The organism is Bacillus sp. 2CMS4F (assembly GCF_023161785.1).
GTDB classification, from domain to species: domain Bacteria; phylum Bacillota; class Bacilli; order Bacillales; family Bacillaceae; genus Bacillus; species Bacillus halotolerans.
In genome coordinates this window covers 14,696-28,369 of record NZ_JALNTO010000012.1, presented here as the reverse complement: position 1 = coordinate 28,369, position 13,674 = coordinate 14,696, and the positions used below count along the sequence as shown (strand labels likewise).

General features: G+C 34.5%; 13 protein-coding genes and 4 pseudogenes. 13 read left to right on the top strand and 4 right to left on the bottom strand.

Annotated elements, in window-relative coordinates:
* Positions 1-36: 36 nt before the first annotated feature.
* The 7 genes and pseudogenes from MTN95_RS15930 (at position 37) to MTN95_RS15900 (ending at position 4,012) form a co-directional block, all read left to right on the top strand.
* Entirely contained in the window at positions 37-732 is a 696-nt protein-coding gene (locus MTN95_RS15930; protein WP_248338936.1) for a hypothetical protein, read from the top strand.
* Between the two features lie 105 nt (positions 733-837).
* Positions 838-948 (top strand): annotated as a pseudogene (locus MTN95_RS15925) (helix-turn-helix domain-containing protein); the annotation flags it as partial.
* Positions 949-1,069: 121 nt separating this feature from the next.
* Positions 1,070-1,765 carry an HIRAN domain-containing protein gene (locus MTN95_RS15920; RefSeq protein ID WP_207203631.1) on the top strand — a complete coding sequence of 232 codons (696 nt, stop codon included), beginning with the start codon at positions 1,070-1,072 and terminating at the stop codon, positions 1,763-1,765.
* Between the two features lie 384 nt (positions 1,766-2,149).
* Positions 2,150-2,515: pseudogene (locus MTN95_RS15915) on the top strand (UPF0715 family protein); the annotation flags it as partial.
* 81 nt (positions 2,516-2,596) lie between these two features.
* Positions 2,597-3,130 carry a GNAT family N-acetyltransferase gene (locus tag MTN95_RS15910; protein ID WP_202853540.1) on the top strand — a complete coding sequence of 178 codons (534 nt, stop codon included), beginning with the start codon at positions 2,597-2,599 and terminating at the stop codon, positions 3,128-3,130.
* Positions 3,131-3,245: 115 nt separating this feature from the next.
* A pseudogene (locus tag MTN95_RS21700) lies at positions 3,246-3,369 on the top strand (DUF6262 family protein); the annotation flags it as partial.
* Between the two features lie 130 nt (positions 3,370-3,499).
* Positions 3,500-4,012, top strand: a complete 513-nt coding sequence (locus tag MTN95_RS15900) for a GNAT family N-acetyltransferase (RefSeq protein WP_105955054.1) — start codon at positions 3,500-3,502, stop codon at positions 4,010-4,012.
* 127 nt (positions 4,013-4,139) lie between these two features.
* On the opposite strand, the gene MTN95_RS15895 is transcribed toward MTN95_RS15900, so the two are convergent.
* Both MTN95_RS15895 and MTN95_RS15890 read right to left on the bottom strand, forming a co-directional pair.
* Positions 4,140-4,373, bottom strand: a complete 234-nt coding sequence (locus MTN95_RS15895; RefSeq protein WP_248338933.1) for a hypothetical protein — start codon at positions 4,371-4,373, stop codon at positions 4,140-4,142.
* A 192-nt stretch (positions 4,374-4,565) separates the two neighbouring features.
* A complete protein-coding gene (locus tag MTN95_RS15890; protein ID WP_248338930.1) occupies positions 4,566-5,069 on the bottom strand; it encodes a DinB family protein in 504 nt (167 codons plus the stop codon).
* Positions 5,070-5,519: 450 nt separating this feature from the next.
* Here MTN95_RS15890 and MTN95_RS15885 point away from each other — a divergent pair, with 450 nt between their 5' ends.
* The 3 genes and pseudogenes from MTN95_RS15885 (at position 5,520) to MTN95_RS15875 (ending at position 7,529) form a co-directional block, all read left to right on the top strand.
* Complete coding sequence (locus MTN95_RS15885; protein ID WP_202853538.1) at positions 5,520-6,140, top strand: lytic polysaccharide monooxygenase auxiliary activity family 9 protein; 621 nt, start codon at positions 5,520-5,522, stop codon at positions 6,138-6,140.
* A 574-nt stretch (positions 6,141-6,714) separates the two neighbouring features.
* Positions 6,715-6,990: a hypothetical protein gene (locus MTN95_RS15880; RefSeq protein WP_248338928.1), complete on the top strand. Its 276-nt coding sequence runs from the start codon at positions 6,715-6,717 to the stop codon at positions 6,988-6,990.
* Between the two features lie 84 nt (positions 6,991-7,074).
* A pseudogene (locus MTN95_RS15875) lies at positions 7,075-7,529 on the top strand (UPF0715 family protein).
* On the opposite strand, the gene MTN95_RS15870 reads toward MTN95_RS15875, so the two are convergent.
* Positions 7,482-7,712 (bottom strand): hypothetical protein, encoded by a 231-nt coding sequence (locus MTN95_RS15870; protein ID WP_105955058.1) that lies wholly within the window; start codon positions 7,710-7,712, stop codon positions 7,482-7,484. The pseudogene MTN95_RS15875 and the gene MTN95_RS15870 overlap by 48 nt on opposite strands.
* Before the next feature lie 549 nt (positions 7,713-8,261).
* Between MTN95_RS15870 and MTN95_RS15860 the strand changes: the two genes are divergently transcribed.
* The 3 genes from MTN95_RS15860 (at position 8,262) to xynB (ending at position 12,242) form a co-directional block, all read left to right on the top strand.
* Positions 8,262-8,543, top strand: coding sequence for a permease (locus MTN95_RS15860; RefSeq protein WP_105992026.1), 282 nt, complete (start codon positions 8,262-8,264; stop codon positions 8,541-8,543).
* A 651-nt stretch (positions 8,544-9,194) separates the two neighbouring features.
* The gene (locus MTN95_RS15855; protein ID WP_105955060.1) at positions 9,195-10,586 is read left to right on the top strand and encodes an MFS transporter; all 1,392 of its coding nucleotides are present in this window, start codon (positions 9,195-9,197) and stop codon (positions 10,584-10,586) included.
* Between the two features lie 54 nt (positions 10,587-10,640).
* Positions 10,641-12,242, top strand: coding sequence for a glycoside hydrolase family 43 protein (gene xynB, locus MTN95_RS15850; RefSeq protein WP_248338926.1), 1,602 nt, complete (start codon positions 10,641-10,643; stop codon positions 12,240-12,242).
* 167 nt (positions 12,243-12,409) lie between these two features.
* Here xynB and xylR read toward each other — a convergent pair whose 3' ends face one another.
* Positions 12,410-13,564 (bottom strand): transcriptional repressor XylR, encoded by a 1,155-nt coding sequence (gene xylR, locus MTN95_RS15845; protein WP_101861430.1) that lies wholly within the window; start codon positions 13,562-13,564, stop codon positions 12,410-12,412.
* Positions 13,565-13,674: the final 110 nt, after the last annotated feature.

Below are 13,674 nucleotides of genomic sequence, written 5' to 3'. Positions count from 1 at the left end.
CATGTATTTTATTCTAAACAAAGAGAGATGTGAACAATGGTAAATATCTTAACTAATATCTTGAAAAGTGACAGATTGGATGAATATCCAAAATTTAAAAAGTTCTGCTCCCTCAAAGAAAAAGGGTTACGTAAGGAATCCTTTAAACCATTATCTTCCTTTATTGATGAGGCAAAGACATGGGATCATAATGCACAACAGAATTTTGCTTGTTGGCTGTTTGCTTTATTTGAAACATCAGATGATATTCACCATACACTCGTTCATCCTTTGGAAAAGGAACTTTTAAAGCCTTTACTTGAGATATGGATGAAGAGTAACCCCGAAGATCCAAGACCATATAGGTGGTATGGCGTGTTTTTAAATGCTGAAAAACGTGTCGATTACTTATACAATGCACTTAGACTTGGGGGCAGCAATGAACAATTATCCTTATTAACGCTAATCGATATTAATTTGAACGCCCTTTGGTATTCATTTCATCATATATCCGAAGATTTGTATCTTGGCGATATTAAAGAAGATACAGCACTTATTACTAAGTCACGGCAGTTAAACAACAAGGTAGAATGTCAAATAAGACATAACAATAGCGAAGCACTTGACTATTATCAAGATCTGTTGAATGGCTGGGTATTTTTTACAGGAAAACAATCAAAGGGATTTATTGAATGGTGTGAAAATACGGGTAGAAATTATCATTGGGTCAAATCTTATTATTACGAAAAATAACAATTGAGCGCAGTTTTGTTTATTGCATGCTTGTTTTAAATGTACATAAAAACCCCATTTGATTTAGACATTTTAATCGTGAATTGATTATGCTTTTGCGACTGTCAGAAGCTATACAGGTATGAAATGGAGCGGTATCCTAGAGAGCTGTTAGATAAAGTCTGTGCACACCTAAACATCGAGTGGCAAGAGTTGTTGATACCTCCCAAAATATGATATTAATATCGATCGCTCAGAATGAAAATGGTATACTAAAGTTACAAGCATAGGAAGGAATTTCAAGTTTTCTAGGTATGCATAAAATCGTACTTTTATTGAAAATTTGGGAGGGATAGGTTTGGGCATCTTTGGATTTCTCAAGAGGAATAATATCAAGAAACCACAATATGAGGTTAACACTATTTCTGAAGACATTACAAGTCAAGTTAATAATGTTCATAGTGATAACAAAGATGAGATAAAGGTAAGCAAAAACGATCTGCCAAAAAAAGAATATCCAATTTTGATTCAAGAGACGAGTTTTTCAAGGAAGTTTGAAGAAAAAAATGCATTCTTTGAATATATAAATTTTAAAGTTGCAGGGACTTACCATTACCAAAGTGACATTAAAAAGGCTATAAAGCTTGAAGCGGATAGTATATTTTTTGAGGAAAAATATGATGGGATGAGTAATAAAGAAATTCTAGAATCTACTTTCGATGAACCGATATTTATACATCATAATTCTATATTCTCAAATTGTGATTTGCGTTTAGAGGAAGACAACGAGTATGATCCTGAAGCTATTGCTGTATATGTGAATAACTTTAAAGTCGGACATGTTCCTCAAAAGAATTTTAAGAGTGAGAAAAAGTACATTTTTGACCTGATAAAGAGCGGTTCACAATTAAACGTCACAGGTAGTTTGTATGGAGGGAAATATAAAGTCAATCGTAATGATATAAAAATTGATACGGGTGAGACGGATTATAAACTCAATTGTGAAATAGTCATTAAAACAGAAAAACATACGGATGTGGATAACATATATTAACCTTAAATAATCTTGAACAGTTAAAATATCATATTTAAACGAGTGGGTGAATAATGTTGAAGAATAATGTTGAAAATGATTACTGTTTGGTATAAGTATTACGATGGTCAAAACGATCCTAAGCTGAACCACATAGAGGACGGTTGGTTAAAGAGCGAATATCCGCATCCAATTAACCCATTGTTTGCAAACCAAGAGGTTTGGAAGAAAGGTGATTGGGAAAGAAGATATGCATATCTGGATGAAAAACTTAGGGGTAATAGATATTCCACCTGCTTTTTGGGTTAATTAAAACACTTTAAAATTTAATATTTAAATGTGCGTTTGTTTTGGAGGGGAAAGATTGAGTATTAATAAAAAAATGTCGCTAGATATAGTCTTACACTAGCGCTCTCATGCATTACATACGGGATTATTATTGGGTTTTATGGTTTTGCTTATTCTAATTTCGAACCTTGGATGCTGATAACAATTTTCATCATACCATTTTATGCATTCATCCCATATACAGTATTTGCTATTCCATTGCAAATATTACTTCGAAAAAAAGTAAAGAAATTTAGTGTGAAGTACTTATTAATATATATCGTAGTAGCGCTAATCGCATTATTCTTGTTCTCCTTAGCCAGTGATCCAACTTATGTGCTTACTGAGGTTCAACATGTGAACTTTTATTATTTGAGTTTTGTAGCAGCGGCGGTGTACTGGTTCTGGGATTCAGTATTTATAAAGAATCAAGAAAAGATTTAATATTACAACGTTCTAAACAACAAGTATTAAGGCTGTTGAAGAAAAAGCTTATGGCATTAACTAAAAGAACAGGGGATATGAATGGAAATTTTAATTAGGCAAAAGCTAACTGAAGAATATCATACGTCTGAAGAAATTATTAAAAGAGCTTTTTCAAATGTAGAATATAGCGACAAGAAAGAACACATACTTGTAAATAAAATTAGAAAATCAGATGCATTCATTCCTGAACTTTCATTGGTCGCATTACATCAAAATAAAGATATCGTAGGTCATATCCTTTTATCTAAAATCAAAATCATAGATGGCGATAACGCAGTCGATTCTTTGGCACTTGCTCCAGTTTCTGTTGCGCCTGAGAACCAGAAAAAAGGAATCGGGAGTCAATTAATTCGTGCTGCGTTAAAAAAAGCAATAGAGCTTGGTTATCGTTCAGTAATTGTTTTAGGACATAAAGATTATTATCCGAAGTTTGGTTTTAAGCCAGCTAGCTTATGGAATATAAAAGCGCCCTTTGAGGTGCCTGATGAAGTATTTATGGCTCTGGAATTAGCAGATCATTCTCTTGAAGATGTGCAAGGTGTCGTTCATTATTCAGAAGCTTTTATGGAGTGAAAGCTAGATGATTGATTAGATTTTGATAAAAAAGAGGTTATCCCTAAAATTTTCATTTTGTGGATAGCCTCTTTTTTTGTGTAAAGAGCTTTAAAAATGAAAAAGAAAGCTGCAAAGGGATATGAATGAAAATAATAAAGACGCGATTATCGAATCATTAAACCGGAAAGTTAAGCGATTAGAGCAAGGATTTACGTGACCAATTAAAGGCGTACACAGAAGTCTACAATAAGATATAGCTGAGACACCTACCCTTTGTTGTTTGTAAGGGGCCCAGATTGTTGTATAAGGATAGTATTTAAAGAGGTTATTATTGTCATAATATCGAATAAAGATTAAGTGCAATTATTTTTGATGGGAGTTATTTTAATGCATATAACAACAAAAAGGTTATTGATACGTGAATTTGAATTCAAAGATTGGAAAGCTGTATATGAGTATACGTCAGATATTAATGTTATGAAGTATATACCAGAAGGGGTTTTTACTGAAGAAGATGCAAAAGCATTTGTAAAGAAAAACAAAGGTGATAACGCAGAAAAATTTCCTGTAATATTAAAAGATGAAGATTTTCTTATAGGCCATATTGTTTTTTATAAGTATTTTGGTGAACATACATATGAGATTGGGTGGGTATTTAATCCGAATTATCAAAATAGAGGGTATGCTTCTGAAGCAGCACAAGCTATCTTGGAATATGGATTTAAAGAAATGAACTTACACAGGATTATAGCTACGTGTCAACCTGAGAATATTCCATCATACCGAGTTATGGAGAAGATTGGAATGAGAAGAGAAGGCTTTTTTAAAAAATGTATTCCTAAAGGCAATGAATGGTGGGATGAATATTATTACGCTATTTTAGAGGAAGAGTGGAATTGAACTATATTGAAGGCAGAAACATTGGCGATACAAACAAAATACCATCTCCTACTTAGAACACTGAAATGGCAGGAGACATTCTTAAATGCAGGGCATTTTATTTGAGACAATTCTAGGAGGATTAAAACTATATATTTACTAATGTGTAAACCAACGCAACGGTGAACAAGAAATATGAAATATAAGAAATTGCTTTTGACGAACTTGCTTTATGTTTTTGGAAAGTATATATAAGTGCAAAACCCAAAAAGAAAACAGTCACAAACCAAGAAGTGTATTGAGGAAAGATTGCGACCAGCAACACGATGATCGTTGAAAAAATAAATGAAGAGTAATGAGTATCTTTTTGATCATTATTCAAAGAAATCACCTGATATATTTTTACCCATTTTAATGTGTATCAAAACATTATTCAAAAAGGAGATTAGAAAAATGCCAGATGTTATTTCTGATGTTAATAACATTGATTAAATGAACAAAAGGAAAGAGCATGTTTTGATAAAAGATACATCGAAACATGCTTTTATATATTGTAATAGTTAATTTAGGTTGCTTACATTTGCGGGGGTTCCAAACCGAATTTTGTCCATTCCTCTTTGGCTGGTCCATAAATACCTGGAACAGTTAATCCTGCTTGTCTCATAAGAACAGTCATTTGTCCTCGATGGTGATTTTGATGTTGAATCAAAAACATCAAAAGTGAACCATTTGGCAATTGTTGACCAATAAAGTTGATACGTTCTTGAAGTGTATGATCAGTCCATTGGGTTTTTAATGCCTGTATAAACGCATTACTGGCTTGATGATAGCTGTCTGCTATAAACTGAGCCGAAGTAGGGACAGGATAATCTTCAGCAGGGGCATGAAACGTTAAGTCTGTGTTTGAGGTAATAATGCGAATGGCAGCAACAGTATGCCAAGCAATACGGCCTAAAGTCCAATTTTGTGAAGTTATTTCTTGTTTAAGTGATTCATCAGTTAGACTATTTAGTAGTTTCTGTGTAGCGTCGGCTTCGAACTCCCAAGATTTTAAAAAATGGTCTAAGGTTTGAAACACAAAAATCCTCCTTATGATGTTTTGTTTTCTTTTTATAGTTTAATTATACCTGCCCGTTTAGTTAAAAAGAACAAAACTTTAGATAAGAATTTTCTAAGGAAAAGAAGGCATCGTAACATTCTTATAGACGTCACGACTTTTTTTCAAAGTTACATGAATTTCAGCTACCACAGAAGATTGAATAAATCCTTTTGTTAGTTATTAGGGGATTGAGAATATACCGCTGGGTTGAATGATACTGCAGATGATATGTGTTAAAGCAGAGATTGAAAAAGAGTTCGCCATCTGTGATTACATTAAAAAGCTGTAGGAAGAACAAAAGAGCTGGGGAGTATGAAGTTTTTTAAGTGTTACGCCATCAAAAATAAAGAAGGAGTTTACCTGACATATAATGAATTATTATAGTAGGAAAGAGAAAAATTTTACAGCAAAGGGAGGAATGAGTTGGTAATGAAGGGTTTTATCAAAGGCGCTGTTCTAACTGCTGTTCTAAGTGTGGGTGCTACTTTATTTGCAGGTGATGTATCTGCACACGGGTATATAAAAGAACCTGCTAGTAGAGCGTACATGGGATCATTAGAAAAACAAATAATTGGTTGGGCAGCAGCTACACAAAAGTATGGTTCTGTAGTTGATAATCCTCAATCGGTAGAAGGACCTAAAGGGTTTCCAGCCGGAGGTCCGCCAGATGGAAAAATTGCATCGGCAAATGGAGGCTTTGGTCAAATTGACTTTGGGTTAGACAGGCAGACTTCAGATCATTGGGTAAAACAAAACATGCATGGAGGTCTAAACACCTTTACTTGGCACTATACTGCTCCTCACGCAACATCAAAGTGGCACTATTATATAACCAAGAAAGATTGGAATCCAAACAAACCATTAACAAGAGATGAGTTTGAATTAATTGGAACAGTAGATCACGATGGTTCAAAGGCAGATACTAATCTTTCTCATAAGATTTATGTACCAACTGATCGCAGTGGTTATCATGTCATTTTAGGGGTGTGGGACGTTGCGGATACCTCTAATGCCTTTTATAACGTAATTGATGTAAACCTAATACAATGATGTTGAACCTCCATCGAACAAATCTTAATCCCAATGGACAAGAATATGAGGCTTAATCAGAAAATTGCCATCAAATTTGGCACAGTGTACACCGCTAAGGTTTTAACAGCTGCCAATAGTTGTGAAGCCATCACCAGCTAGTGAAACGTCTACAGTACAACGAGGGAAACTGTAACGGAACCGGGAGAACACAGAGTGTTTGATTGTGGAAGTACGAGAATCAAATGGGATGTTGTGAAGCTACTAAGAGGAGTTATCTATTGCAGATCGGTTAGATGTTCGTGCATCTGCCGATCTTTTTAAATTTTAATTGAAGTCTACTCAATACATAGAATAGAATGGCATTAAGCTTCTTCACTTCCTTGACACTAACGAAAAGAAAACCATTAAGATAAAACATCTTTTCAGAATATGAGAAAAGAATTAAGCGCAGTGTGATCTGAGGCAAGGTATGGAGCATCTCTCGAAATTATTAATAAAGCTGTTGTTGAAGCAATAGCACGGAGACAATGACGTCTTAATATATTTTTTAATAAAAATACGATTTTAAAGAGAACGGAGATTTACTTTTAATATGAATTTTAAAAAAGCTGCAGTCATCTTTTCATTTGCTTTTCCAATTAGTTCAGCTATATTAATAATTAATTTTTTGACTGGGATTATTTCAATGCCGTGGCAAGGAATGCCGGTATTGTTCCCTTTATTACTCTCACCTATAGGGATAATGCTGGCGTTAGGTTCAATAAAGACAAATAAACGGTGGGCTATATGGGGAATCATCTTAAATTCAATTTTGTTACTATTCCCTTTCTTCTTTTTTATAGGTGGAACTTTGTTATTCGGAGTCTAATTTTTAAAAAGACGTGAAAATCGATGAAGATTTTGAACAATTGGATAACTGGTTAAAAAGGGATACATGGTAGGGGGTGCTGATTTGAGCCTCAATCAAAAGACGTTAAACAGTTATGTTTATACTCTGTATTCTCGAGTTTGTCATATGGTCTAGTCTTTGGCTTGTATATGTTTGTTTATTCGGGATTTATGGCGATCGCCTTAATCACAATAGGCATCATTGCATGCTACTCTTTTATCACTTACTTAATATTTGCTTTTCCCTTACAATTATTACTAAGAAGAAATCCCGGAAAGTTCAGTTTGATCCATTTTTTTATTTATACTGCAGTAGCTTTTTTAGCTGTGTTCGTGTTCTGGTTTGTTGATTATCCGCCTAGTGCTCTTACAGTGTTCAGTAGCTTAAATTATTACATAATGAGCATTGCCGCTGCGTTAATTTATTGGTTCTGGGATTCCATATGCCTGCGGAATTGGTTTATCTACTATTTAAATCATGCATTTCACAACGTTCACAACAAGTATAAAAGCCGCTGATCCGAACAATAAATACGCAGACCTTGTTTGTTTTTTTGAAAGTGTCTCCACTCCCATTAAAACAAAGAGAAGTGCAACTAATACTTGGAGAGAAACCAAGAGGAATTCACTTTGATTATATAAAGAATATACGCATAGGATTAAAGCTACACATGAGATCAAAATTTTTGAAGTTTTAAGCAAAGAACCACTCCTTGAAAGTTTTATTAAACCATAACACGGTATGAGCTTTTATTGGAGAGGAAAAGGGGTCATGATAAAAGAAGTGTTTTATTTAAAATTGGGGGAGTTGACTTGAACATTTTTATTTGGATTGCCATGTTTATAGCTATTTTTGGCGGCCCTTATGCAGGTTACAAAAGGAATAAAAAGAAAGAGCTTAAACAAGAAAAGTAAAGTATATAAATTTCTGGAAACAGACTGTGAGAATTCTTAAAGAATATTAAGTTAAATGCTCTTTTCTATTCCACATCTCCGGCATTCATGTAAGAATACACCGCTCTTTGCAGAGTTTTTGAATAAAGCTAATCGCCATTGTCGCAGGGTAAGGAGTGTTTATTTGTATTGGAATAGAGCGGAAAGAGAATGGTGAGTCAAAAAGCATGGCAGCTGAGAGGGTTTGTAGAGCGGGCTGCTATACTTGTAGACCTGTATCAAAAGCGGTTTAATATTGGAAACGGATTTAAAAAGGGGTGAAAAGCTATCAAAACATTAGTTGTATTATCCAGTTTTATGGGGATTGTGTTATCAATTATTGGACAAATATTTGGAATCCTAACCGATTTCTTTATTCCAGGCATTGCTCGGTTTATAGGGGTTTTAGCGGGTATTCTAGTATTACTTAGTTTGAAGTCAAGAAATACAGAAATGCAGGCTTTTATAGTAGGTTCAAGCACTGCGTTAGGAATAATGGGAGCAGGAATTTTATATTTTCCAGCTGCGATGATCAATGTCTTAATTGGTTTCAAGCTAAACAAAAAGTTAAAAGAAGAGAACACTATGGAGCAGATCTGAACAGACTGCTTTTTGTTTTGGGTGCACTAATAAAATAATAATCATTTTATTCAGAGTGAAGTTTATATGGATTTATTTACAGGCTTCTGAGAACGAATGAAGAAACTTATTAGGTATTAAACAAAATGATATGATCATTACATTGTAAATTTTTTTGAAGAGAACAATCAGGATATTTGAGAAACTGACTGTTAAAAAAAGCAATAATCAATATTTGCTGCAGGCTGATTTAAATTTTCTGAAAAAACATTGAAAAAGTTGATAGGATTTTATAATATTAAGTCAAGTTAGTTTGTCCAATCAACAAACTAATGAAGGTGACTTTATTAGTTCCACAAGATAAGGTTATTTCTAAATATAAAGGGGGAATAAAAGGCTCGATTCAATTGGAGCTAAACAATATATAAAACAAAAGAGTGTATCTTTAATCCTTTCCCAAGTATACGAGTGCAACGAAAAAAGATGAATTTACTGCTTGCTGATCAGATCATTTTGTACGATGAAGAATAATCTGTGAAGTTAAACTACTCATATTTTTTGCGATTTTTTGAAAGCGCTTTTATAAACAATTGCCGGCCGAGGTGAGTTTGGAAAATTTTTATACCATTTCATACTGTTCCTTATTTAATGATCGAAAAGGGAGGAAAAATCATGATCAGTGAAAATGTAAAGAAGATTAGCATGACTGAAAAAGTTGGCTATGCTTCTGGAGATTTTGCATGTAATTTAATTTATGCAACGGTGTCTACTTATCTTTTGTTCTTCTATACAGATGTATTTGGTTTATCGGCAGCAGCAGCCGGTACCATGTTCTTAGTGGTTAGAATTATCGACGCTCTCGCTGATCCTTTTATTGGAACAGTAGTAGACAGAACAAATAGCAGGTTTGGACGCTTTAGACCGTATCTTTTATTCGGAGCTTTCCCATTTGTAGTACTTGCATTTCTCTGTTTTACAACTCCAGATTTTTCAGATATGGGGAAATTAATATATGCCTATATGACCTATGTTGGCTTGTCGCTTACATACACAACCATAAACGTGCCATATGGCGCGTTAACTTCTGCAATGACTAGAAATAATCAAGAAGTTGTTAGTATAACATCTGTTCGTATGTTATTTGCGAATGTTGGGGGACTTGTCGTTGCATTTTTTGTTCCCTTATTGGCTGCCTATTTAAGCGATACTTCCGGCAACGAATCTCTTGGCTGGCAGCTCACCATGGGTATTTTGGGAATGATAGGTGGATGCCTTTTAATCTTTTGTTTTAAAAGCACAAAAGAGCGTGTCACTCTTCAAAAGTCTGAGGAGAAAATTAAATTATCGGATATATTTGAGCAATTTCATGTGAATCGTCCACTTGTTGTATTAAGCATTTTCTTTATTATTATTTTTGGAGTGAATTCAATAAGTAATTCAGTTGGCATCTATTATGTGACATATAACTTGGGAAGAGAGGATTTAGTGAAGTGGTACGGTTTGATTGGAAGTTTGCCTGCTTTGGTCATTTTACCGTTTATTCCAAGGCTTCATCAATTATTGGGGAAGAAAAAACTACTAAACTATGCATTATTACTGAATATTATCGGCCTCTTCGCTTTACTATTTGTTCCGCCAAGTAATGTATATCTAATACTCTTCTTTCGATTAATTGCTGCTGCCGGAAGTCTCACTGCCGGCGGATATATGTGGGCGCTCATTCCTGAAACAATAGAATATGGAGAGTATAGGACTGGGAAAAGAATGGGTGGGCTCATTTATGCTATTATCGGATTTTTCTTTAAATTCGGTATGGCACTGGGAGGGATTGTTCCTGGGTTGGTTTTAGATAAGTTTGGATACGTGGCAAATCAAACACAAACCCCGGAGGCATTAACGGGAATTTTAATTACAGCAACAATCATTCCCGTGTTCTTGCTGGTTCTAGCCATGATTGATATTAATTTCTATAATTTAGATGAAGAGAAATATAAAAAAATGGTACGAGAATTAGAGAATAGAGATAAAGTTTATTTGGATAATATTGAGGAATTCAAGGCATGAAAATGGCACCAAATAAGAGAAGCCTATTAAGAAAATAGCTGAGGAGGAGTTCAAATGAAGATTATCAATCCAGTACTTAAAGGATTCAATCCCGATCCAAGTATTTGTAGGGCAGGAGAGGATTATTATATCGCTGTATCTACATTTGAGTGGTTTCCAGGTGTCCAGATACACCATTCAAAAGATTTAGTGAATTGGCACTTAGTCGCACATCCATTACAAAGAGTTTCACAATTAGACATGAAAGGGAACCCTAATTCAGGCGGAGTTTGGGCACCATGTTTAAGTTATAGTGACGGTAAGTTTTGGCTGATCTATACGGATGTTAAGGTAGTAGATGGCGCTTGGAAAGATTGTCATAATTATTTAGTTACTTGTGAAACGATTAATGGTGATTGGGGGGATCCGATCAAATTAAATAGCTCAGGATTTGATGCTTCTTTGTTCCATGATACGGATGGAAAAAAATATTTATTAAATATGTTATGGGATCAGCGTATTGATCGGCATTCATTTGGAGGAATTGTCATACAGGAATATTCTGATGAGGAGAAAAAATTAATTGGTAAACCGAAAGTTATTTTTAAAGGAACCGATAGAAAACTAACAGAAGCTCCGCACCTTTATCATATCGGGAACTATTATTATTTATTGACTGCAGAAGGAGGAACACGGTTTGAACACGCTGCTACAATTGCCCGTTCTACAAATATTGAGGGTCCATATGAAGTTCATCCCGATAATCCAATCTTAACGTCATGGCATGATCCTGGAAATCCATTGCAAAAATGCGGTCATGCATCCATTGTTCAAACACATACAGATGAATGGTATTTAGCTCATTTAACGGGCCGTCCTATTCATCCTGACAGTGATTCAATTTTTCAGCAGAGAGGATATTGTCCTTTAGGCAGAGAAACAGCTATTCAAAAACTGGATTGGAAAGATGAATGGCCTTATGTAGTAGGTGGAAAAGAAGGAAGCTTGGAGGTAGAAGCGCCTTCTATACCTAATATAATGTTTCAAGCAACGTACCCGGAAGTTGATGAATTTGAGGACTCAACATTAAATATAAATTTTCAAACTTTAAGGATCCCGTTTACGAATGAATTAGGTTCATTGACTCAAGTGCCAAATCATTTGCGATTATACGGTCATGAATCATTAACCTCGACATTTACTCAGGCATTTGTGGCCAGACGTTGGCAAAGTCTCCATTTTGAAGCAGAAACGGCTGTTGAGTTTTATCCGGAAAATTTTCAACAAGCTGCTGGATTGGTGAACTATTACAATACAGAGAACTGGACTGCTCTTCAAGTCACGCATGATGAAGACCTTGGCCGTATTCTTGAATTAACAATATGTGATAACTTTTCTTTCTCACAACCATTAAAAAATAAAATTGTTATTCCTCGTGAAGTAAAGTATGTATATTTAAAAGTAAATATTGAAAAGGAAAATTATTATTATTTTTATTCTTTTAACAAAGAAGATTGGCACAAAATTGACATTGCATTGGAATCGAAAAAATTATCAGATGATTACATCCGTGGAGGAGGATTTTTCACGGGAGCCTTTGTAGGGATGCAATGCCAAGATACCAGTGGTAATCATATTCCGGCCGACTTTAGATATTTTCGCTATAAAGAAAAATAATTTGTGCATGAAAAAAGGAGACTTCTATTTTAGAACTCCTTTTTTCATATTAGAAGGTGTCATATATAAATATTCCTTCAGAAATATTCAACATTAAAATAACAAACAAAAAGCTCATCTTTAAAGATGAGCGCAGGACATAGAGATCTGTACATTTTAATCATAAATTACATTGTAACCATATCCAGAAAATGATCAATAACAATAGAGGACATTCCTAATGCCGGTGCATTTTTTCCTAAGAAAGACGGTAATAATTCATAGCTATTGCCTAATTGGGAATAAACCCTGGACGACACTTCACTTCTAATTGAATTTAAAACCATAGGATGCGATTCAATTATGCTGTTTCTTAAAATGATGGCTTGAGGATTGAATGTATTTAGAATATTGGTAAGGCCTATTCCTAAATAGAATCCAAAATTCTGTAATGCATTTAAAGTTCCAATATCATTCCGGTGGGCGAGGTCTATAATATCTTGATAGGACACTTTTTTCTCTTTAGTCTGAAGAGATTTTAATAAAGCCTTCTCAGAAGCATACAATTCCCAGCAGCCTCGGTTTCCGCAACTGCATTTAGGGCCATTAAAGTCTATTGTCATATGTCCCATTTCTCCAGAGAATCCGCTTACCCCTCTATATAAATCATTGTTGATAATAACACCGATCCCTATCCCTGTACTGACACTTGCATAAATAATGTTATCGTGATTTTTTGCAGCACCGAATACTTTTTCTCCATATGCCCCAGCATTCGCCTCATTTTCAATAAAAACGGGCACATTGAACTTCTCTTGTATGAAAGATTTTAAGTCAATATCTCTCCAGTTGGAGTTCGGAGTGAAAACAATTTTTTGATTTTTATCAACTAGTCCAGGCACGCATATGCCTATACCAGTAAGCCCGTATGGAGATTGTGGCATATGCGTAATCAAGTGATGAATCATATCAATTAAAATGTCTTTGGTTTTTTCTGGAGAATTCGATTCCAAATGGTGGTGTTGATCAAGAACGATCGTTCCTTCAAGGTCTGTTAAAATGCCATTAATATAATCCACACCAACATCTATTCCTACGGAGTATCCTGCCTTTTTATTAAAAACAAGCATGACAGGTCTTCTTCCGCCACTTGATTGTCCCTGACCTATTTCAAATACAAGATTTTCTTTCATTAACGTGTTTACCTGTGATGAAACAGTTGATTTATTTAATCCAGTCTTTTCAGATAATTTTGCTCTTGAAATAGGTGAATTTTTAAGAATTTCTTTTAATAATAACTTTTGATTTACTTTTTTGACAAAGGTTTGATCAGCGATAACCACTTAATCCACTCCATTTGTATAATCTTTAAATTAAGTTGAAATGTATTGTTTTCAGTATGAGACATAGTACATAGCTCATCTTACCTTTACTATATCTAATGTGTTCATAA